We start from the raw sequence: 20,406 nt of genomic DNA, 5'->3' as shown, positions 1-20,406 counted from the left end.
AAACGCCGCGATCAGCGTTATGCATCAATGGGCGCAGCCTGCACGTATTGCAGAATTTCATCCGTCATCACGGATGTTTCAAAGCGTTTATACGTGATGTGCTGGGGACGCTTGTTCGGGTCGGTGATCCGCTCGCTAAAGGAACGGGGTGCCTGGGCAGTACGGCATTTGCGGTTCAGGCGGCGTGCGATGTGGTCTTTAACCGTGGCGCGATAGACGCTTTCCAGTCCCATATCACGCAGCACGATGCAGAACATGTTAAACAGATCCGCCGGGCTATTCGGTACCGGGCAGGTCAGCATGCCAATATCTACCGCGTTCAGCAGTTCTTTAGCAAACGTCCTGCGGTTGTCACGTTTAGCCGTTTTCAGCTTGTTTAGCGTCAGAGACAGCAAATCAGTGCTGTTACTCAGGCGGTTCCCTTTGGCGAATAGCTGGCGACAGGTCTCGCGGAGTCCACGTAATCTGTGCAGGTCGTTGAAGTCGCTGCACTCCAGCTGGGGATCGTCTTCAAAGGTGGGATAAACGCATTTGATGCCGCTAAATTTTGCGAGAATGTCGAAGCCAGTACGTAAGCCGTGCGGCCACAGCGACCACGACAGCATCAAAGCTTTTTTTCGGGTCCTTACGGGTAGCCAGCCATACGGACGCGCCGGTGGCGAAACCTTCCACCACTGCAATATTTTGCGCACCGTTCAGGTTGCCGATAACAAAGCACGCCCCGACGAAATCACCGCTGGTGATCGCGCTGGTCTGGAATTTACCGCCGCGCTGGTCGATACGCTGCCAGCCGACAATTTGTCCGTCTTTGCGTTTTTTCACTGCGTAAGGCCACGACCCGTCCTCAGCTGGCGCATGTTCCCATGCACTGTGGAACGCCAACCATCCGAGCAACCGTTCTTGCTCTAACTGATTGTTTTTAAGTTCATTTATCCGTTGCTGTTCGGCGCGGCGCTTGCGGGCTTCTGCCTGGCGTTCAATACGCTCCAGTTCTTCAGCAGGTTGTGCGACCACGGTCGCATGATTTCTTTGTTGTTCACGGCGGTATTCGGCGAACAGGAAGGAGAAGCCGCTCCAGGAACCTTCGTCATGCCCTTTCTGGACAAAGTTGACGAATGGGTAGCTGATGCCGCTTTTGTGTTGTTCCTTGCGGGAGTAGATTTCCACACGCCCTTTGAGGCTCTTTTCCAGAGCTTCGGGGGCGCCACCGTTATATTTTGAATAACGTTCTTCCCCGCCGCGCGGGTTCAACTGAATGTTATCAGCGCATGCTGCCCAGTTAATGCCAGCCATTGTGGCCAGCTCTGACAGCTCATCCCGCGCTGCTTCAAGCAATGAATACGGATCGCTACCGAAGCGAGCCGCAACGCCATCTAAGTAGTAGCGCTCATCGTCGAAGCGCGCTAACCGCTGTATCGAGATTTTCCCGTCTTTATCACAAACTAACACATCCTCACCCGGAACTGGCGTGAGAGCTGAGTCAACCAGGACGACGTCACCCGGCTGATAGCTGTGCTGAACCTGGTTCCCGACAGTGAGCGCATAAACGGTTTCCCGTTGGCTAACAAATATGGTTATGGCATATAATAATTTTATGAAGCCAGAAGAACTTATCCGCCACTTTGGCGACGTCGAAAAAGCAGCTGCAGGCGTAGGTGTAACACCTGGCGCGGTCTATCAATGGCTTGCGGCTGGGGAGATTCCACCGTTACGCCAGAGCGATATTGAGGTCCGCACGGCATACAAACTGAAGAGCGACTTCACCGTTAAGCGGGTTAGCAAGGACGGTAGTGATGGAACTTGAACGAATCCGCGCTTGTGTGGCCACGGCCCTTTCAGATCTGCATTACCTCCAGCGCGGAATTTTAGAAGTTCAGCTTGAGCAGTTACGTCTTGCCAACTCCGGCAGGTTTACTGATAAGCCAACCCGGGTCATTCAAATGGGCGAGAATAATAAATACGAGATCTCGGTCGCGGCTGAGCAGGTTCGTTACCATGTTGGGAAAACGTTTAAGCAATCCTCAATGCTGCTGACTGAACTTGATTTTCAGACGGCTAGTTGGCGAAGAGCTATTGAGCAGTTAAATCGTGAGGAAATTGCCTGGCTGCATTATTGCTATGGCTGTAAGCCCAATTTTGAAAATGATGAAGTTATATGCCAGTGGCTATGGCTGGATTTTCTTGTCGCTCATTCAAAGCCTGATTTCAAAAAAATGAAAGAGGCGACAAAGAAAAAGATGCGCAATTTAACTTATTACGCCATCCAGCAGGTTAAGGCTTCAATATTACGCGGAGAGGATGTGGACCCACTGCGTGAGGATGAGCATATAAGTCTTTTGCTTAATATCACCGTCGATAGCTGGCGTAAGGATTATAAAAAACGCTGGCTATTAATGAAATCACGATGCCTGCATCTGAATAGCATCGCGTTATTTAACGCAGCGGAGAAGCGCAGTGAAATCATCAACCGCCATTGTACAGGAAGTGCCAACGTGCCTGTGCCAGCAGATTATGCACAGGAAGCCCGGTAAACCCGAACTGAGGTATGCCGCAAACCGTAAAGAGTACATTATCTGGTGCCCAACCTGCGATTACCGGACTCATCCTGATACGAACCGGCAATCGGTTATCACTGAATGGTACCTGTCAAATCAGCCTGGTAATAAACACATCGAAGATATGTGGCTGAAACGTTATCTGGAAATAAAAGAGGGTGCGACCGCGGTCGCATAGGGTAATGATGAGAACTCCATTTAAACAAGGCCCCATGTCATACGATGATGCGGTGCGAATTTCTAACGTTTATCGAAATAAAGGTCGAGAGACTTTAATCACGCGCTCGGATGATTTAGACGGGACGTATTACGTTTTTGTTTATCTCCCTGAGTCCAGAAAAGTCCCAACGCCATCCAGAACTTTTCAACAAAAAATATGGGAATAAAATGCTTACCTACCATCAATCAATTTTTAAAATGATTATGGCAAATTGGCTGAACAGCGATCATGTCATCATCGATACTGAGACCACCGGGCTTATGGCTTCTGATGAAATTATCGAGATCACGATAATTAATATGCGTGGTGAGATTCTGTTAAACACCCTGGTGAAGCCGAGCCGCCCTATTCCGCCAGAAGTTACCAAAATTAATAACATCACCAACGAAATGGTCGCTGATGCGCCAGCATGGTGCGATGTTTTCCCGGCTGCGCTGAAAATTATTCGTAAGCATAAATGGCTGGCATGGAACTCCAGTTTTGATGCCCGCCTGATGGTGCAGACCTGTCTGCAGACCGGATTTTTTGATGACCTAAAGCCTCACCTCATCACCTCCATCATCATGGCCATTGAGACGCGCCACATTGACGCCAAAGCGGTTTATGACCAGTGGTATGGGGAGTTCGACGAGAAGCGCAAAAACTTCAAAAGGCAGAGCCTGGCTACAGCAGCTGCGCGCCACGGCATTTCAACCGCTGGCGCCCATCGCGCGCTTGCCGATTGCCTGATGATCCTCGGCGTGCTGAAACAGGTTTGCCAGCCGGAGGTCGCATGAACTCTGAACTATTCAACTACAGCCTGAAAACGCTACAGGTGCTGAACGTTGTCGCAGACTTGGTTTTATCAGTGGCGCTGTTTGGCTTTGGGTACGGTCTTCTTAACTTGCTTGAGTGGTGGCTTGCATGACAGATATCGCCCGGCTGATTAACAGCATTAAGCGCCGCACGTCCTCAGCAAGAGAGCTTGGCTACGATGTCCTGTTCGTGGCACTCGATGATTTGGATGTCCTGGCTGATTCGCTGGAGACGGCGCTGCGCGCAAACACCGCCCAGGCCGATCACATCGAGCAGCTGCAGGACATAAAACACCAGCTGGAATCAAAGTTAGCCAAGCCGGTGCAGTTGCCAAAAACAAACGGCTACTGGACTGAGCCAGAAAAGGCGTATGAAGAAGCTATTACGTTCGCTAAGAGGCAGGTTCGTCTGGCTGGATTCCGGTGTGAGGGAGATGAGTAGATGTGGCGAGGAACCGACCGCAGCAGAAGCCAGATGATACTGACTGAGTATCGCCACGACTATAAAACCAAAGACTCCAAATCCGTTTACCTGGTGCGGCATAGCAGCCGCTCCCAGCAGACTGTTCTGGAGCAATTCCTGATGGTAGAGCGTGATAGTTTTGGGCGATTTACCCCGACTATCGAACTGAAAGACTTTCCGAGTGGGCTTAGCGACCGCGAGTCGATGCTCAAACTTGCCGACTGGCTGCACCGCTTGGGCGTGGCGATTGAAGATAACTGGAGCCAACCATGACTAAATCAACCATAACCAGAGAGCGCTTAGAACAACTCGCTGATAACAACACTATCTGCAAAGTTTCATGGGATGAGCGGATCGAACTAGCACAAATTGCGCTGGCCGCGTTGGACAGTGAGCCGGTGGCAGAGGTCACCGGCGAAGAGCACCGGCAGCTGCGTGACCTGGTCATGATGGTGAAGATGCTCTGCAGAACGGTGAGAAAGTACAACCCGGAAAGCCAGCAGGCGGCAAATTTCACCGCCTATCTCCAAAAGGAAGGTCTGATATCGGCAGCGGATTGTCTGCGCGAAACCGATCCGCTGGATACTGAGTCGGAGGATCGCCGTGGCTAAAACCCCTGCAGAACGGCAACGGCAGCGCCGTGAACGTTTAAAGCAGTCCGGCACAACCAGACGCGATTGGGTACTTGAGCCGGAGGAACTGCGCATGCTGGGCGAGATTTGCATCCAGCGTCGCCCAGGTAGAACGCCGTATTCAGAAAATGAAGTAATCGGCCTGTTGATCCGAAAGAACTACAAAGAGCTTCAGAAGAGCCTGGCGAACACATGCCAGCGATGTGGCCAGGCGCTGCCGGTGTCTGAATGCATCTTCGACGGCGAAAATTCATGCTTACTGACGACTGTCAGACTAAAGCTGGCCATTAAGGCGTGACTGGTCACGGAGGCTTAAAAATGGATAAATCGGCATTGCTTTTGGAGAAACTCCGGCAACGAACGCAAAGTAGCCTGGCCAGCGGTGGCGACGGCTTTGTCTTTGCATCGATGCTGGTCTTTGACGTGGGCTTGAATGCCCGGACTATTCGGCAAATGTTGGACGTTGCAGTAAGGAACGGGACGCTTGAAAAAAGGGAAAGAGGCATAGGCCGCGCGCATAAGTATCGGACAAATCTGCAAATTTGATGAGCACCTTGACAGGAAATGACGTTTTAGCATTTGCCAAAACGCCTGTGTTTTTATACAGTATATTAATATTTTGTAAGACGAATAACGGGTAGGCTATGTGATGGAAGATACGGTCCTCTCAAATTGTGAAAGGCTGGACGCTGAGCTGAGTGATATCGATGCCGTATTAGATATGGTATCGGTGGCGATGGCATCCCCGGAGGCCAGTTTGCATGTGGCTCAAACAATGCGCCTCATTTGTATGTCACGTCGGATGTTGCAGCGGTGCCGGGATCTCAACAAGGTTGAAGGAAGAAGCCACTAGCCAGCCGAATTGAAAAAGGTGAGGTCTCCCTCACCTTTTTACGTTCAGTATACGGCCTGGATGTTAATTTCAGCGCCGCACGCTTGCGCGTATTTGCTCAGTGTCTTCATGCTGGCCCCCAACGGGTTCCCCTCGAGGCGGCTAATAGCAGATGGCGTGATCCCCATCCGCTCCGCCAGGGCAGATTTGCTTAACCCAGCCTTTTCACGCATCTCGTACAGCATTTCGACCAGTGCCAGCTCTTTATCTGCTTCCTGGTAACCCCGGATTGCCCCCGGGGTGTTGAGCAGACTTTCTTTGACCTGGTTAAATGGGATGCCTTTTACTTTCATTAGCTCATCTCCTTCAGGCGCTTTCTCGCTATCTCTATGGCCCCTGCCGGGGTTTTTTGTGTCTTCTTAACAAACGCATGCAGTAGGTAGATTTCGTGGCCGACTGCGTAAGCGTATAACGTTCTTGCTATGTTTTTGTCTCCAACCCTTAACTCAAAAAGCCCGGCGCCAATTACGCGGCTATGAGGCATTTTTAGTTTTCCTTCACTTTCCAGTCTTTCAATCAGTCGGGTCATGCGACCTCGTAACTCGTCCGGTAGTTCCTGTAACTCTTCCAGCGCTGCCGGGTGGGTTATCACGTTAAACATAGTATATCCTCCCTATGCGTTTAAATATACCAATAAATTAATTTTCACACAATAGAGAAATTTAACTTAAAAGTGAAAAATAAGACTAGATGTCTCATGTTGCCAGAGTTACAGTTCGTGTCGTTGAGACGGGAAACAAACCCGGTAACTAGATGAATTTGGAGGATATTGTGAACTATCAAGGCAACGAAAAAATGAGACAGGACGCGGCTGAGATTTCTAACGAGCTGTATGAACTCTGGCAAAAAGTGAAGCGTTTCCAGCGTGAGTACAGCTTCAACAGCGAGAACATTACAGACAGACTGGCGGGCCGACTGATTGGAACAATGGAACCCAAACTGGCCGACCTTAACAGCTTTATGGCCGATGTCGATTACCAGTTTGAAGATTAAAGGGGGAAATGATGAACGTGAAACAGATCCGCGAGAATATGACCGAAGCGGCCCTGAGCGTTGAGAGTGTAATGCGGGGACACCCCCGCATCACCCTGCAGGAATTAAGCACCGCCTGCAGCATTAGCCTGCCAGCGGTGGAGTTTATTATCGAGCAGATGCTTTGTATGAGGGTGGCGCAGCGGGGCGCTTTTGGGCGGTACTCCCTTACCCCGGAATACCAAAATGGTAGCTTTTAAAAACTGTGCGACCACGGTCGCACAGAAAGAAAAGGATAACTTTTGAAAAACTGTGCGACCGCGGTCGCATAGAAAGAAAATGAAAAAGGTTGGCAAATAAGGCTTTTTTAGGTATCGTTTTTGTATGTTGGGAATTTTATAGCCAACGCCCTCACAACCGCCGCCAAGGCGGTTTTTTTATGCCTTGGAAATGGGCGCTACAGCATGTGTCACCATGCTGTAGCTTTCAACCCATGCCGCCTGACAGGGTCAAAACAAGGCCCATTGCTGATTGCGCAACAGCAAAAAGAGCCTACCAAAAAAGGCCACTAAAGACCATGAAAAACACTGTGAAAATAAACAGTGCTGAACTTGTGCATGCAGATTCACTTGAGTACATCAAAACCCTGCCGGACAACAGCTTAGACGCCATCATCACCGACCCACCGTATTACCGCGTAAAGGCAAATGCCTGGGATAACCAATGGCCCAGCGTAACGGATTATTTGGCCTGGCTGGATGAGTTTTTCGCCGAGTTCTGGCGAGTGCTTAAGCCAGCAGGGTCGTTATATGTGTTCTGCGGGCCGAAATTATCATCGGACACTGAGCTGTTGTTACGTGACCGTTTCAACGTGCTGAACCATATCGTTTGGGCCAAACCCAGCGGGCGCTGGAATGGCGCGCGTAAAGAAGGTTTCCGATCTTATTTTCCGGCCAGTGAGCATATTTTCTTCGCAGAGCATTACGGCGCGGAAGGCTTTGCTAAAGGCCAGGCTGGGTATGCGACAAAGTGCCAGGAGTTGAAAGGCCAGGTCTTCGAACCGCTTATCGCTTATTTCCGGGATGCTCGCCAGCGACTTGGTATTTCCGCTGCCGAAATCAACGCGGCAACCGGCACGAAAATGTGTAGCCACTGGTTTAGCGCCAGCCAATGGCAATTGCCCAATGAACGGCAGTACCTGGCGCTGCAGGCGCTGTTTAACCGTAAGGCCGCAGAGCAGGGAATAACGGGATTGTCAGAGCCGCATGCGGCGCTGCAGGAGGAATACGGCACTTTAACGGCGCTATATTCCGAACTGGTTATGCAGTATTCCGAACTGCGACAGCAGTATGAGAATTTGCGGCGCCCTTTCCATGTGACAAAAGATGTTCCACACACCAACGTGTGGACGTATCCACCGGTTCCGTACTATCCGGGCAAACACCCATGCGAAAAACCGCTGCAGATGATGCTCGACATCATTTCGGCTTGTACGCGCCCTGGCGATGTGATCGCCGACTTTTTTATGGGGTCGGGTGCAACGATAAAAGCCGCGCTGCAGTTAGGACGCGGAGCCATCGGCGTAGAGCTGGAAGAGGAGCGATTTTTACAGACGGTCTCCGAGATAGAAAAACAATAATCAACAGCCTCGCCTAAGTGCGGGGCTTTTTATTACCCGCCACGCGGGTGGCGGAGTCATGAACACAGCTATCGAATATGGAAATCCTGATCTCTGGCTGGTCTTGCTCATGCTGGCCGCCGGGGTGGTATCAAGCGCCCTGCTTTCCGAAACCCCTATCAACCCGCGCCGCCTCATCGGAGACGTTCTGAGAGGCGTAATCGTGGCCATCATCCTCTGGGCTTACGGCGCTATGGGCAACATCTCAATTTTGAACGTAATCACTCTCGCCGGTTTATCGGCTGTGGCATGGCCACACACCGTCAACGAAATCACCGGCTTTGCAAAACGAACTATCAGCCGAATTTTCGGCGGGAGAAAAGAACGATGAATTATGGACTGGTGAGCAAGCAAGACGCGCGCCTGTATGCCGAAGCCGTTTGCGATGTGATCGGGCATGGCAAGGCGAATGCAGCTGTTTTGCTGTGTGTCGAAACGGCCGCAGCCGAGACATTGCTCGGCGATTACAAAGACCCGACGCCGACCAGCGCCGGAACCGGATTAACCCAGGTTGATCTCGGTACCTTCGAATGGCTCCGCGATAAGTATAAAAACAGCCGTTATGCCCCTGTACTGCTTAATCAACTTGGTATCGACCTGAGCCGAACAGTTTATGCGGAACTGAGGACCTCGCCGCTGATGGCGATGCTGTTTTGCCGCCTGCGCTATCTGGCGGTTTCAGAGTCGATTCCGGCGACTCGCGAGGCCCGCGCAGCGTACTGGAAAAAATATTACAACACCTCGGCAGGCAAAGGCACGCCGCAGGATTACATCGATAAATGCCAGCGCGCTGGCGTTGATGCGCTATTCACGCAGTGAGGCGCGAGGAGTGATTATGAACAGTTTAAAACGTATGGCTAAAGCCTGGTTGCTGATGAATGGTGCCTTCGTCCTTCTCGTGATGGCGACGCAACCAGCGATGGCAAATGAGAGCCAGAGTCTTGGTTTGGATCTGGATTCAATTCTGAGCGCCCTTCCTGCTGGCTGGGCCAGCGGCGTAACTGCCGTATTTATCGTGCTGTATGCGGTGGCGCAGCTGCGCGCCGTACTCCCCCCGTCAGTGACCAAAAGGATTCCCACGGTGGTCATGAAAATTCTCGACCTCGTTGCCGCGAACTATGCCCACGCCCGGAACGCTGATGCGATTAGCAAAGTTGCGCGGGATGCTGGGAAAGCCAAAGGCCCATCAGATGTTGATTATCGTGTGATGGTGGAAACAGCCAAAAACAATGGAGAGCTTCGTGGAAGCCGGATTGAGAGTGCTGGCGATTATCCTGGAGATGATCGCCCAGGCAGTAAAAGCCCGCAATGAAGCGGAGCGGCAGGCGAGGATTGAGTATGCGCGTAATAACCCAGCTGATTATCTGCGTCGCTTTGGCCGGGTGCGTGAAATCAACGCCAATGACACCAACACTGAATCCGGCTCCGTGCGCAGCGGAAAAGCCGGTGATTGATGTGGTTCACGTCGATGGGCATTTCGTTATCGCTGATGACGATATGGGAAAACTGACCGGCTACATTGCCGCACTGGAAGCGGGCTGCACCGCACCGAAATAGAGTACTCAATGAAAATTTATATTGCTGGCCCGATGACCGGGCGCGAGAACTTTAACCGTGAGGCATTTAACAAAGAAGCCGAACGACTGACCCGACACGGGCACACCGTTTTAAACCCGGCAAGCCTGCCTGATGGGCTGGAGCAACGCGAATACATGGATATTTGTTTTGCCATGCTCCGTTGCGCTGATGCGATCCTGATGCTCCCCAGCTGGCAGACCTCCTCCGGTGCTACGGCGGAATATCACTATGCCTACAAAATGGCGCTTCCGGTCTATACCACGGTTCACTATCCGCCGGTCGCATAGCGGGAAAATGAAGGCTATGCGACCACGGTCGCACAGGCCAAACCGGTATCCCCATTTAGGGATAAATCGTGCTCCATCCCTACAAAGGGATAAAACCCGGCCACAGTAGAGTGCAAGGTTGCCCCGCAATGCCCTATCCATAGGTCGGATAGCAGCAAAATAGAAGCCATGCGACCACGGTCGCACGGGTCAGTGAATCAACAAGAAGATGAATAAAAACACCACCTTCGGGTGGTTTTTTTATTTCAGATCACGGAGCGAAAAATATGAAAACGCCACTCACGTATGGTGCTTACCGAATTCTTCACGATTTATTTAAAAATGGTGTGACCTTCAAACGCGCTTTACATCGTGAAAAATTACTCGAACTGGAAGAGCGAGGTTATGTTGCTACTTACGCCAACAACTTTGTCTATCTGACCCCCACCGGCCAGCAATATGCGATTGAAACCTTTTGGGGTGAGCATTCCAATGTTTGGCAAGTTGTCACTCAAGCTGCTCAAATCAGTAACGCTGGCATGTCAATTACCAAACTAGCTTCGGATTTGCCGGAAGCCAATAACGATATGACGAATCGGAGCTTTTCCAGCGTTGGTACCCTGACCTCAGGACCCGTATTAGAGCTATCTGATAGTGCTCAGGATGCGCTGTATGCTCTTTTTTTCCGAGGTGCACTCGTATCTGGTGATATTCCTTCAAAAGCCGGCGCCTCCGCACTGCGTTCTCTGGGATTTGCCGAGACCGGCCATACAGCCACGCCATACAAAGGGGAAGACTATTTCACCTGGCTGACTCCTGCAGGGTATGCGTTCGCTATTGGGTATCTGGTTAAAACTCGCTTCGGCAAACAGCCTGCAAATGCAAAATCTTCCGGGCAGCCCTCGGTTCATCCGGAAGGATTAAGCATTAACAACGCCATGATTAAAGGGACGATCAGTAGCGCAGCCTATGTTTGCGGCAATACCATCGAGCAGGAAACGCTGTCGAAGGTTCTGGCCAATTCACTGCATAACGTTTCCCATGAGAAAGCTGGCGATGTTGCTGAACAACTGGCCAGGGCCGTTAAGTCTGCGTTTAGTGCGCTGGGGAATGCATCCAGTGAACAGGACAAGGTACGACCTAAAGAATCGGACTTATCCGTCGGTACTTTCAAAATTTATCGCGATGGAAAGGTGAAGATAGCTTCAGGCTCTCCCTTAACGGCTGAAATAGAAACCGAGCGTGAAGATCGCAAAATAGCAGGGACCATTAATTTAAAACTGGAGCTGGATACCTCTGATGCCATCGAAGGCATTAATGGGCTGAGCAAAGAAATTTCAGATCTTGTTGATACTGCTATTGCCGATGCGCTCAAGCCGGGAGGACGGTTGTGGGAGGCCATTCGCCACTCCAGCGGAGAGTCCCTCAGCACGCGTGTAGATAATCTTGAATCTAGTTACCACACCGCATGCGCTCTGATTAGTGATTTGTCTCGCCGTATTTCAGAACGTATCACTGGTGACGTCCATGCCAGCCCGGTCTAAACGTCCATGCCGCCACCGGGGGTGTGCGGCGATAACCAACGATCCCAGCGGCTATTGCGATGCTCACCGGCAGCAACATGCTGGCGACGGCTGGCGCAACTACCAGGGCGGGAAAAGCCGGCATGAAAGGGGCTACGGTCGCCCCTGGGAAATCCGCCGCGCCAGAATCCTCCAGCGCGATAAATATCTATGCCAAAACTGCCGGCGTCATGGCATCGCCACCAAAGCGACCAGCGTCGACCACATCATACCCAAAGCGCATGGCGGTACAGACGACGATTCCAATCTGGAGTCGTTGTGCTGGCCCTGCCATAGAGCGAAAACAGCAACAGAGAGAACCCGATGAATAATTTTAAAATTGAATACGTTGATGGCGCTTTGACCGTTCTGGAGACGGATGGTCATTCACGGATGAATGAAGCCGTACATGGCATCCATTTTGAGCATGTCCAGGGCGGTCGCCCACTGCTGAAACTGACGATTGCGCATGATATTGCCCCGGCCTCGACTCCGGCCCCGGCTGCTGCGTCGGCTCAGGAACCTTTAGAGGGTGAGCTGGTACAGGAGCAACAATCCCCGCTGCCTGGCGGTCGCCGTTCCCGCCATCGCCGTGGAGGTAAGCAATGATGTATCAACGCACGGATCTGACGCTCTCCATGTTCTATGCATCCAGCGCTGATGCAGACGGGAACAAAGTGGCTACGTTGACGATGCAGGTAATTGCGGCAGAGGTTGGCGCCGTCCAGACCAGTCAACTGCTATGCATCACCGATAGCGCGAAGAAAAAAACGTATACCGTGGGCGAGCAATCTATCAGTAATGGTTCCGATCCGTTGCTGGTCGCGATTGAGAATTACTGGCGCCAGAGTACGGATGTCGTGGTTAAAGGACTGATCGCCGAGGTGACCGATTTCATCGCAGGGAATATCAACTCAGTGAGCACCTGGATCGGCCAGTTTGGGATGAAGGTATTTGAGAACCAGCCATTAGCTGAGCGGCTGCCAGAAAGCGTGCTACAGGCTGATGGTAGCTCCGCTACAGCGACAGGGTCCTGACAGCAGGCATTACAACAGGCGCTCACAGAGCGCCTGTGATAATGGCTGAATGCTTCACCAGCGCGGCGTTTTATTGGAGGTCATGATGAGTTACACCAGCTGTACCTATTGCGGTTCACGTCTCCATACGCGGGCTAACTGCCCGAAAACATGGGGCGGTTCATCGCGTCGCGCCAATCTGCGCTGCAGCTATTGTGGCCAGTCCGGGCATAACTCGAATGCCTGCCCACATAATGCGAGCAGCGGTCGACGGCGCAGCCTGAATGACGACTTTACCCTCGACTGAACCGATAGCACGATGGCAGCAGGCGGAATTGATTTCAATGTGAAATTATTCAATGTCAAATCATTGCATTGCGCGATGATGATAATAGATATCATTTGAGGGGGTAGGGGGGATCAAATCCCTAACCCCTTTCGCGCTTCGGGACTGCCGCTTCAGGTAGATTTTTGCGCGTGAGAAATAAAAACTTTTTTTTTGGCTGTTTTGGGGTGCTTTTGAATGAGTACAGGGATGCGATCACCTGGTGGCGGACGCAAATCGAATAACACTGGAAATCAGGTTAGTTCTTTAACCAGAGCGGTTTCTCCGCCGGATGAATTACTGGGCGATATGGCTATCGATGCCTGGAAACGGACGTGCAAAATTCTTATTAACCGTGGCACGTTCGAAATGGAAGATTGTTATTTGCTGATGGAATACTGCAACACCGTGCAGCTGCTGTACGACGCCAACCAGGAAATTAAAAGCGATGGCCTTGGTGATGATACCGCTGCCGGCGGTCAGAAACTTGGTGCGGCAGTGAAGGCGCGTAGCCGTTATATCAGCGAATTAATTCGACTCTCCGTTGTGTTAAAGCTGGACCCCAATAGCCGCATCCTGAAGAAACAGCCCGGAGATAATGACAAATCCAGCGGTGAGTTCGACGAGTTTTAATTTTGGTGCGGCCCTAATGACTTAAGGATGGAGCATGGCCGCATATCCAAACGTCAATGTGGCGAACAAATATGCGCGGGATATCATAGACGGGAAAATAGTCGCCTGCAGAGCTATTCGGCTGGCATGTCAGCGCCATTTTGACGATTTAAAAAAATCACTCGATAACAATTACCCTTACCGGTTCGACAGAGATTTAGCTGAGCGGGCCTGCCGGTTTGTTCAGAAATTACCGCACTCCAGTGGCGATTTGGCGGGGCAGAAATTAAAACTGGAACCTTGGCAAAGTTTTATTTTTTGTTCGATTTTTGGCTGGGTCACGAAAAAGGATAAAAAACGCCGATTTCGCGAAGCGTATATCCGGGTAGCCAGGAAAAACGGGAAATCGTTTTTTGCTGCCGGGATTGGCACCTACATGTTTTGCGCTGATGGCGAAAACAGCGCAGAAGTGTATTGCGGTGCGACAACTATGGCGCAGGCGAAAAAGGTCTTCACCCCAGCCAGGCAGATGGCCAGCCGCCTGCCGGCACTTCGCTCCAGATTTGATATTTCGGTATGGACCGACAGCCTGACACGCCCGGATGGTTCCGTTTTCGCACCTATGGCGGGGAAACCCGGCGATGGTGACAGCCCACATTGCGCGATCATTGACGAGTATCACGAACACGATACGGATCATATGTACGAGGCCATGACAATGGGGATGGGCGCCCGTTCGCAGCCGTTAACGCTCATTATCACGACAGCCGGCTCGTCACTGGAGTCCCCTTGCTATGACAAGGACAAGGAAGTCAAAGAGGTTATCGAAGGCATAACCCGTAATGATCGCCTGTTTGGCATGATTTACGAACTGGATGCTGGCGATGACTGGACCGACCCGAAAAACTTAATCAAAGCTAACCCAAATCTGGACGTTTCGGTTAAGTACAGCGACCTGGTTGAGCTTCTGGAAGTAGCGAAACAGGTTCCTCGCAAGGTTAACGCCTTCAAAACCAAACGCCTCAATATTTGGGTATCCGGTAAATCCGCGTTCTACAACATGGAGCAGTGGAAGGCTGCTGAAGACCCCGACCTTGAGCTGGCTGATTTTGCGAATGACAGCTGCAACATCGGTCTCGATCTCGCCAAAAAGCTGGATATGAACGCCGGGATACGGCTATTTACGCGGGAAATTGAAGGTAAACGGCATTATTACTGCATCAAACCTAAATTTTGGGTCCCGGAAGACACTATCCATACAACCGATCCAAAACTGCTGAAAACTGCTGACAGGTATCAGAAGTTTTATGAAATGGGCGTGCTGGAAGCGACGGATGGCGCAGAGGCAGACTATCGCGAGATTCTGGCCAGTATTATCGATATGCAGGACGAAAACCGCATTGACGAGATTGATATCGACCCTGCCGGCGCAACAGCACTTCGCCACCAGTTGGAGGACAACGGATTTACCGTAGTCGATATCCGGCAGGATTACACCAATATGTCACCGGCGATGAAAGAGCTTGAAGCGGCTCTGGCCGGTGGTCGATTCCACCATGATGGCAATCCCATTCTGACCTGGTGTATCAGCAACGTTATCGGGAAATTTATACCCGGTAGCGATGATCTCGTTCGCCCGACAAAGGGAGACAATCAAAGCAAAATCGATGGAGCTACAGCGTTATTTAACGCCATGACTCGCGCAATGCTGCACGAAAGCAGCGGCGGCACATCGGTATATGATGAGGAAGACATAGCGTGTTAATCACAATTCTGAGTTTCATTATTGGCCTGGCCGGGGCTGTACTCATATCCGCCGGAGCCTGGTTGATTTTGCCTGCTGCCGGTCTTATTACGGGCGGGTCAATATGTCTTATCTGGTCATATCTGACTGCGCGGGCGGTTTCAGCCGGTGCCAAATTTAACGGGGGTGAATAATGTTTATCCCCCAAATGTTCAGAGGGCGCCAGCAATCGGGAAATGGCCTCTGGGAAGCCATGCTGGGCGGGGTTCGTTCAAGCCAGAGCAAAACTGGCATCATAATCACGCCAGAAACTGCTCTGGGACTTTCTGCGATCCGGGCTTGTGTCACCCTCCTGGCGGAGTCCGTCGCGCAGTTGCCTGTCGAACTCTATCGACGAGACAAAAATGGCGGGCGCCAGCGTGCGACGGACCACCCGGTTTATGACCTGATTCACTCCCAGCCCAACAGGAAAGACACCTCATTCGAGTATTTCGAGCAGCAGCAGGGGTTGCTGGGGCTGGAGGGAAATTGCTACTCGATCATCGAACGGGACGGAAAAGGCTACCCGAAAGAGCTGATCCCCATTAACCCGAAAAAGGTCATTGTGCTGAAAGGGCCGGACGGTATGCCGTATTACGAACTCCCGGAAGTCGGCGAAATTCTGCCGATGCGCATGATGCACCATGTGAAGGTCTTTTCTCTGGATGGCTATATCGGCAGTTCCCCAATTCAGACGAACGCCGATGTTCTGGGGCTGAATCTGGCGGTTGAGGAGCATGCGGCCGCGACATTCCGGCGCGGGACAACGATGAGCGGGGTGATAGAGCGTCCGAAAGAGGCTGCGACCATTAAAAGCCAGGATGCTATTGATCGCCTGCTGGCGAAATGGACCGAGCGCCATTCCGGTATTCACAATATGTTCTCTGTGGCATTGCTGCAGGAGGGCATGAGCTACAAACAACTGTCGCAGGATAACGAAAAGGCGCAGCTGCTACAGTCGCGGCAGTGGGGCGTGGAAGAGGTCTGCCGGCTCTATAAAATCCCGCCACATATGGTGCAGATGCTGGCGAAAGCGACCAACAACAATATCGAGCACCAGGGCCTGCAGTTCGTGATGTATACGCTGCTGGCCTGGCTGAAACGCCATGAGGGTGCGCTGCAGCGCGATCTGCTTCTGCCCAGCGAACGCCGCGATTTGTACATCGAGTTCAACGTTTCCGGGCTGCTGCGAGGCGACCAGAAGTCACGCTATGAATCGTATGCGCTGGGCCGCCAGTGGGGATGGCTATCCACTAACGATATCCGGCGTATGGAGAATCTGCCGCCAATTGCTGGCGGGGACAAATACCTGACACCGCTCAATATGGTCGACAGCGCGAAGATCCTTCCTGGCGATAAGTCGCCGACAGCGAAACAGCTGGCCGAAATCGAAACCCTTCTGGCCAGAGCCTGATTATTTCCCGCCGCGCGGGATGACCTGGAAGACAACATGACAACGAAATTAATTAACCTGCCGCACCTGGCAGATATGGTCTTTGGCGTGCCGCATTACGTGACGCGGCAAACAATGGACTCCGTGAAAGCGGTGCTCATCCCCCGTATTCAGGGGTTCACCGAAGATGCCGCCATTCAGATGGCGCTGAATCCGGGTAAATCACCTGCTGCTGAGCAGGTCCAGCCCACCGGCGGGGTGGCGGTGATCCCCGTTCACGGCATTCTTGTTCCACGCCGGGGGCAGATTACGGCGATGTGCTCCGAGCTGACCAGCTACGAGCGGATCCGCGGGCAGTTGCAGGCGGCGTTAAACGACCCCTCAATCAGCGAAATCGTTCTGGATATTAACTCCGGCGGCGGCGCAGCGGTGGGGTGCAAGGAGCTGGCCGATTACATTTATCAGTCTCGCGACACGAAACCCATCACGGCGATTGTGAACTACAGCGCGTATTCCGCCGCGTATTTCATCGCATCGGCCTGCAGCAAAATCATCGTCAGCCAGACCAGTGGCGTGGGGTCGATTGGTGTGATCATGGAGCACCTCGATACGTCGAAGATGGAAGAAAAAATGGGGCTGACGTTCACCACCATTTACCGGGGAGATAACAAAAATAACGGCACCCAACATGAACCACTGAGTGAAGAGTCGCTGGGTATGTTCCAGGGCATGATCGACGAAATGTACGAGACGTTTACGGGGTCGGTGGCCGAATATCGCGGCCTGAAGCAGCAGGCCGTCATTGATACGCAGGCGGGGCTGTATTTTGGCCCTGGCGCGGTGTCTGCCGGCCTGGCGGATGAAGTCTCTGACCCCCAGGCGGCGATCAATGCTATCGCGGCAAAGTATCAGCAACCCCGTCAAAAAACCTCCATTCAGATGCAGGCAGCCGCGATGGACCTGCAAACCAAAATGTAACCCGGCGCAAACACAAACCGCGTCACCTTAAGCAGCCAGCAGGCTGCTTTTTTTATGTCTAAAAAGAGAGAAATAAAATGCCACATATTGAAGAATTGCGTCGTCAGCGTGCGGGTATCAACGAACAGGTTCAGGCCCTGGCAACCATTGACGCCAGCGGCGGCACGCTGACTGCGGAGCAGATGACGGAGTTTGCGAACCTGCAGCAGCAGTTCACTGATATCAGCGCCAAAATTGAACGACTGGAAGCCGCCGAACGTGCTGCGGCGCTGGTCGCAAAACCCGTGAAAGCGACTCAGCAGGCCCCCGGCATTATTGTTAAGCAGGAGCCGAAACAGTACACCGGTGCTGGCATGACCCGACTGGTTATGTCTGTCGCCGCAGGCGCAGGGAATCTGCAGGACGCGGCAAAATTCGCTTCAGAAGAGCTGAATGACCAGTCCGTATCGATGGCCATTTCCACCGCAGCGGCGTCCGGTGGTGTGCTTATTCCGCAGAACCTCCACAGTGAGGTGATCGAGCTACTGAGCGACCGAACCATCGTCCGCAAGCTGGGTGCCCGTCCCGTTCCGCTGCCTAACGGTAATATGACGCTACCACGCGTGGCCGGTGGAGCAACGGCAAGCTACACAGGAGAAAACAAAGACGCCAAGACATCAGAAACACGCTTTGATGATGTAAAACTTACGGCGAAAACTCTGATTGCGATGGTGCCTATTTCCAATGCACTGATTGGCCGCGCCGGATTCAACGTCGAGCAGCTGGTCCTGCAGGATATTCTGACCGCCATCTCAGTGCGTGAGGATAAAGCCTTTATGCGCGATGACGGTACCGGCGATACACCGATTGGTATGAAGGCGCGCGCGACGCAGTGGAACCGCCTGCTGCCGTGGGAAGCTGATGCAGCGATCAACCTGAACACAGTTGACGAGTACCTGGACAAGATCATTTTGATGGCGATGGACGGCAACAGCAATATGATCAGCAGCGGCTGGGGCATGTCGAACCGTACCTATATGAAGTTGTTTGGGCTGCGTGACGGCAACGGCAACAAAGTCTATCCGGAAATGGCTCAGGGATTACTTAAAGGATATCCGGTTCAGCGTACCAGCGCGATCCCTGCGAATCTGGGGACCGGGGGTAAGGAGACTGAGATTTACTTTGCTGACTTCAATGATGTGGTTATCGCTGAAGACGGCAATATGAAAGTCGACTTCTCGAAGGAAGCCTCTTACATCGATGCCGATGGCACCCTGGTATCTGCGTTTTCCCGTAACCAGTCGCTAATCCGCGTTGTTACTGAGCATGATATTGGCTTCCGTCATCCGGAAGGCCTGGTGCTGGGTACCGGCGTCCTGTTCTAACCCATCCCTCAGTAAATACGGCCCGCATATGCGGGCTTTTCCCTTTCAGGAGAATGTTATGGCTGCGAAAAATAAAGCAGTGGAGCCGGAAGAAACAGGCACACAGGACAACCATGCGACCGTGGTCGCACAGGCAGAGCGTAAATCCGTTGTGTTCCTTGGGCCGCACCACCGTTATTCCCGTGGAGATATCGCGTGCTTTGAAGGATCGCGCGCCGAAGAACTGGTTAAGCGGCGTATCGCGGTATGGCCGGAGGATGCCGAACGTGCGCTGAAACCGAAGCCGGGAGACAGCGATTTTGATACTGACATTGGATGATGTGAAAACCCAGCTACGCCTGGAACTGGACTTCACGGAGCATGATGCCATGCTCACGCAAATGGTGAACGCCGCGCAGCGGAGCATCGAGCGTGATTACTACTGCAAGCTGGTCACCAGTGATGAAGAGCTGCAGGCGCTCCCGGAGACCGTCCGCGGATTTATCGCGGATGAAGATATCCGGCTGGCTATTCAGTTTCTGGTCAGCGATGCGTATCTGAATGGCCATACCGGACAGTGGCTGGAAACCGCTGCGGTGAGGCATCTTCTTTTCCCCCTGCAGGAGCATACGCTATGAGCCTGAAACCGGGTGATATGAACTGTCGCATTGCAATTAGCTACGTTCAGTCCGGTCGTGGGCCGCTGGGCGAACCGCTACCGGAAAAGCAGGTTGAATCGGGAAAAGCGTGGGCAAAACGGGAGCTGGTATCGGGGCGAAAAGTCCGCACGCTGGATCAGCAGCAGGTGGTGGAAACCTGCCTGTTCACGGTCTATCCGGGCGTGCTGGTTGATATTGACTGGAAAATCACGACGAAAAATCTGGTTTATACCGTCCGGAATATCGACCGCAAAACAGACCGGATCATTATCACGGGGGAGGCTGACGGGCGGCATGATAGAGCTGGCGATTAAGGGTGCGCTGGAGCGCATCACCGGCATGAATGCGTATCCGCTTTTACTGCCGGACACGGTCCAGGAAGGTGCGACCTTTCAGCGTATCTCTGACCCGGAAATGGTCTCGGGAATGTTGCGAACGGGGATCGTATCTGCCCGTATCCAGGTGAATCTGTACCGTCTCGATGATTACACCTCACTGCTGCAGCTGGATAAAAAAATCTGGTCGGAACTGAAGTCCGTCGTTCATGGCCAGCTGGAGGGTATCCCGGTTCAGTATGTGGAGCGAGGCGGTATCCATCAGGATAAAAACCAGCTGACGAATCGTCGCATTCAGTATCGCCTGACCCGCGATTTCATCATTCACTACGTGGAGGACTCCTCGTGAT

General features: G+C 52.4%; 34 protein-coding genes. 30 read left to right on the top strand and 4 right to left on the bottom strand.

Going from position 1 to position 20,406, the window contains the following annotated elements; all coding sequences use genetic code 11:
- Positions 1-17 precede the first annotated feature (17 nt).
- On the bottom strand, positions 18-605 hold the full coding sequence (locus IE151_RS17225) for a hypothetical protein (RefSeq protein ID WP_189492983.1): 588 nt from the start codon (positions 603-605) through the stop codon (positions 18-20).
- Positions 541-1,449: a primase/helicase family protein gene (locus tag IE151_RS17630; RefSeq protein ID WP_210310913.1), complete on the bottom strand. Its 909-nt coding sequence runs from the start codon at positions 1,447-1,449 to the stop codon at positions 541-543. Before IE151_RS17630 ends, IE151_RS17225 begins: the two co-directional genes overlap by 65 nt.
- A 121-nt stretch (positions 1,450-1,570) precedes the next feature.
- Between IE151_RS17630 and IE151_RS17215 the strand changes: the two genes are divergently transcribed.
- The 9 genes from IE151_RS17215 to IE151_RS17180 all read left to right on the top strand — a co-directional run bounded on the left by IE151_RS17215 (position 1,571) and on the right by IE151_RS17180 (position 5,210).
- Complete coding sequence (locus IE151_RS17215; protein ID WP_210310912.1) at positions 1,571-1,804, top strand: Cro/CI family transcriptional regulator; 234 nt, start codon at positions 1,571-1,573, stop codon at positions 1,802-1,804.
- Positions 1,794-2,531, top strand: coding sequence for a bacteriophage antitermination protein Q (locus IE151_RS17210; RefSeq protein ID WP_032408971.1), 738 nt, complete (start codon positions 1,794-1,796; stop codon positions 2,529-2,531). Before IE151_RS17215 ends, IE151_RS17210 begins: the two co-directional genes overlap by 11 nt.
- A 339-nt stretch (positions 2,532-2,870) precedes the next feature.
- The gene (locus tag IE151_RS17205) at positions 2,871-3,551 is read left to right on the top strand and encodes a 3'-5' exonuclease family protein (protein WP_210310911.1); all 681 of its coding nucleotides are present in this window, start codon (positions 2,871-2,873) and stop codon (positions 3,549-3,551) included.
- Positions 3,548-3,682, top strand: a complete 135-nt coding sequence (locus IE151_RS17855) for a hypothetical protein (RefSeq protein ID WP_023339399.1) — start codon at positions 3,548-3,550, stop codon at positions 3,680-3,682. Before IE151_RS17205 ends, IE151_RS17855 begins: the two co-directional genes overlap by 4 nt.
- The gene (locus tag IE151_RS17200) at positions 3,679-4,011 is read left to right on the top strand and encodes a hypothetical protein (protein ID WP_146972871.1); all 333 of its coding nucleotides are present in this window, start codon (positions 3,679-3,681) and stop codon (positions 4,009-4,011) included. Before IE151_RS17855 ends, IE151_RS17200 begins: the two co-directional genes overlap by 4 nt.
- A complete protein-coding gene (locus tag IE151_RS17195) occupies positions 4,012-4,305 on the top strand; it encodes a hypothetical protein (protein ID WP_064148019.1) in 294 nt (97 codons plus the stop codon).
- The gene (locus IE151_RS17190; RefSeq protein WP_071067636.1) at positions 4,302-4,643 is read left to right on the top strand and encodes a hypothetical protein; all 342 of its coding nucleotides are present in this window, start codon (positions 4,302-4,304) and stop codon (positions 4,641-4,643) included. Before IE151_RS17195 ends, IE151_RS17190 begins: the two co-directional genes overlap by 4 nt.
- Positions 4,636-4,962 (top strand): hypothetical protein, encoded by a 327-nt coding sequence (locus tag IE151_RS17185; protein WP_032408968.1) that lies wholly within the window; start codon positions 4,636-4,638, stop codon positions 4,960-4,962. Before IE151_RS17190 ends, IE151_RS17185 begins: the two co-directional genes overlap by 8 nt.
- 20 nt (positions 4,963-4,982) lie before the next feature.
- Positions 4,983-5,210 (top strand): hypothetical protein, encoded by a 228-nt coding sequence (locus IE151_RS17180; RefSeq protein ID WP_023339395.1) that lies wholly within the window; start codon positions 4,983-4,985, stop codon positions 5,208-5,210.
- 351 nt (positions 5,211-5,561) lie between these two features.
- Here the strand turns inward: IE151_RS17180 and IE151_RS17175 are convergent, their stop codons facing one another.
- Positions 5,562-5,849, bottom strand: a complete 288-nt coding sequence (locus IE151_RS17175; protein ID WP_117073244.1) for a helix-turn-helix domain-containing protein — start codon at positions 5,847-5,849, stop codon at positions 5,562-5,564.
- Positions 5,849-6,157, bottom strand: a complete 309-nt coding sequence (locus tag IE151_RS17170) for a type II toxin-antitoxin system RelE/ParE family toxin (protein ID WP_023339392.1) — start codon at positions 6,155-6,157, stop codon at positions 5,849-5,851. Before IE151_RS17170 ends, IE151_RS17175 begins: the two co-directional genes overlap by 1 nt.
- 170 nt (positions 6,158-6,327) lie before the next feature.
- Here IE151_RS17170 and IE151_RS17165 point away from each other — a divergent pair, with 170 nt between their 5' ends.
- From IE151_RS17165 to IE151_RS17065, 21 genes are all read left to right on the top strand, one after another.
- Positions 6,328-6,549 (top strand): hypothetical protein, encoded by a 222-nt coding sequence (locus IE151_RS17165; protein ID WP_023339391.1) that lies wholly within the window; start codon positions 6,328-6,330, stop codon positions 6,547-6,549.
- 8 nt (positions 6,550-6,557) lie between these two features.
- Entirely contained in the window at positions 6,558-6,788 is a 231-nt protein-coding gene (locus IE151_RS17160) for a hypothetical protein (RefSeq protein WP_023339390.1), read from the top strand.
- Positions 6,789-6,877: 89 nt separating this feature from the next.
- Entirely contained in the window at positions 6,878-8,167 is a 1,290-nt protein-coding gene (locus tag IE151_RS17155) for a DNA-methyltransferase (RefSeq protein ID WP_210310910.1), read from the top strand.
- 58 nt (positions 8,168-8,225) lie between these two features.
- Entirely contained in the window at positions 8,226-8,537 is a 312-nt protein-coding gene (locus tag IE151_RS17150) for a hypothetical protein (RefSeq protein ID WP_023339388.1), read from the top strand.
- Positions 8,534-9,025: a hypothetical protein gene (locus tag IE151_RS17145; protein ID WP_146972869.1), complete on the top strand. Its 492-nt coding sequence runs from the start codon at positions 8,534-8,536 to the stop codon at positions 9,023-9,025. Before IE151_RS17150 ends, IE151_RS17145 begins: the two co-directional genes overlap by 4 nt.
- A gap of 16 nt (positions 9,026-9,041) precedes the next feature.
- A complete protein-coding gene (locus tag IE151_RS17140; RefSeq protein ID WP_039814648.1) occupies positions 9,042-9,518 on the top strand; it encodes a hypothetical protein in 477 nt (158 codons plus the stop codon).
- Positions 9,466-9,660, top strand: coding sequence for a hypothetical protein (locus IE151_RS17135; RefSeq protein ID WP_117037470.1), 195 nt, complete (start codon positions 9,466-9,468; stop codon positions 9,658-9,660). Before IE151_RS17140 ends, IE151_RS17135 begins: the two co-directional genes overlap by 53 nt.
- Before the next feature lie 111 nt (positions 9,661-9,771).
- Positions 9,772-10,071 (top strand): DUF4406 domain-containing protein, encoded by a 300-nt coding sequence (locus IE151_RS17130; RefSeq protein ID WP_032408961.1) that lies wholly within the window; start codon positions 9,772-9,774, stop codon positions 10,069-10,071.
- Between the two features lie 266 nt (positions 10,072-10,337).
- Positions 10,338-11,594 (top strand): hypothetical protein, encoded by a 1,257-nt coding sequence (locus IE151_RS17125; protein ID WP_146972866.1) that lies wholly within the window; start codon positions 10,338-10,340, stop codon positions 11,592-11,594.
- Entirely contained in the window at positions 11,578-11,940 is a 363-nt protein-coding gene (locus tag IE151_RS18000; RefSeq protein ID WP_072072213.1) for an HNH endonuclease, read from the top strand. The genes IE151_RS17125 and IE151_RS18000 overlap by 17 nt, the downstream gene beginning before the upstream one ends.
- Positions 11,937-12,221, top strand: a complete 285-nt coding sequence (locus IE151_RS17115) for a hypothetical protein (protein ID WP_032408958.1) — start codon at positions 11,937-11,939, stop codon at positions 12,219-12,221. Before IE151_RS18000 ends, IE151_RS17115 begins: the two co-directional genes overlap by 4 nt.
- Positions 12,218-12,649: a hypothetical protein gene (locus IE151_RS17110; protein ID WP_077254208.1), complete on the top strand. Its 432-nt coding sequence runs from the start codon at positions 12,218-12,220 to the stop codon at positions 12,647-12,649. The genes IE151_RS17115 and IE151_RS17110 overlap by 4 nt, the downstream gene beginning before the upstream one ends.
- A 502-nt stretch (positions 12,650-13,151) precedes the next feature.
- The gene (locus IE151_RS17105) at positions 13,152-13,586 is read left to right on the top strand and encodes a P27 family phage terminase small subunit (RefSeq protein WP_032408957.1); all 435 of its coding nucleotides are present in this window, start codon (positions 13,152-13,154) and stop codon (positions 13,584-13,586) included.
- Between the two features lie 34 nt (positions 13,587-13,620).
- The gene (locus tag IE151_RS17100; protein WP_032408956.1) at positions 13,621-15,330 is read left to right on the top strand and encodes a terminase large subunit; all 1,710 of its coding nucleotides are present in this window, start codon (positions 13,621-13,623) and stop codon (positions 15,328-15,330) included.
- Positions 15,331-15,502: 172 nt separating this feature from the next.
- Positions 15,503-16,762: a phage portal protein gene (locus tag IE151_RS17095; RefSeq protein WP_188249012.1), complete on the top strand. Its 1,260-nt coding sequence runs from the start codon at positions 15,503-15,505 to the stop codon at positions 16,760-16,762.
- 36 nt (positions 16,763-16,798) lie between these two features.
- Entirely contained in the window at positions 16,799-17,719 is a 921-nt protein-coding gene (locus tag IE151_RS17090; RefSeq protein WP_085819740.1) for a S49 family peptidase, read from the top strand.
- Between the two features lie 77 nt (positions 17,720-17,796).
- The gene (locus IE151_RS17085; RefSeq protein ID WP_004148013.1) at positions 17,797-19,083 is read left to right on the top strand and encodes a phage major capsid protein; all 1,287 of its coding nucleotides are present in this window, start codon (positions 17,797-17,799) and stop codon (positions 19,081-19,083) included.
- Positions 19,084-19,141: 58 nt separating this feature from the next.
- Positions 19,142-19,402, top strand: coding sequence for a hypothetical protein (locus IE151_RS17080; protein WP_014907814.1), 261 nt, complete (start codon positions 19,142-19,144; stop codon positions 19,400-19,402).
- The gene (locus IE151_RS17075; protein ID WP_020317538.1) at positions 19,383-19,700 is read left to right on the top strand and encodes a head-tail connector protein; all 318 of its coding nucleotides are present in this window, start codon (positions 19,383-19,385) and stop codon (positions 19,698-19,700) included. The genes IE151_RS17080 and IE151_RS17075 overlap by 20 nt, the downstream gene beginning before the upstream one ends.
- Entirely contained in the window at positions 19,697-20,035 is a 339-nt protein-coding gene (locus IE151_RS17070) for a phage head completion protein (protein ID WP_014228910.1), read from the top strand. Before IE151_RS17075 ends, IE151_RS17070 begins: the two co-directional genes overlap by 4 nt.
- The gene (locus IE151_RS17065; protein WP_125330173.1) at positions 20,016-20,405 is read left to right on the top strand and encodes a hypothetical protein; all 390 of its coding nucleotides are present in this window, start codon (positions 20,016-20,018) and stop codon (positions 20,403-20,405) included. The genes IE151_RS17070 and IE151_RS17065 overlap by 20 nt, the downstream gene beginning before the upstream one ends.
- Position 20,406 lies beyond the last annotated feature (1 nt).

This window comes from Limoniibacter endophyticus (genome assembly GCF_014652835.1).
GTDB lineage: Bacteria > Pseudomonadota > Alphaproteobacteria > Rhizobiales > Rhizobiaceae > Limoniibacter > Limoniibacter endophyticus.
This window is presented reverse-complemented; position numbering and strand designations above follow the sequence as displayed.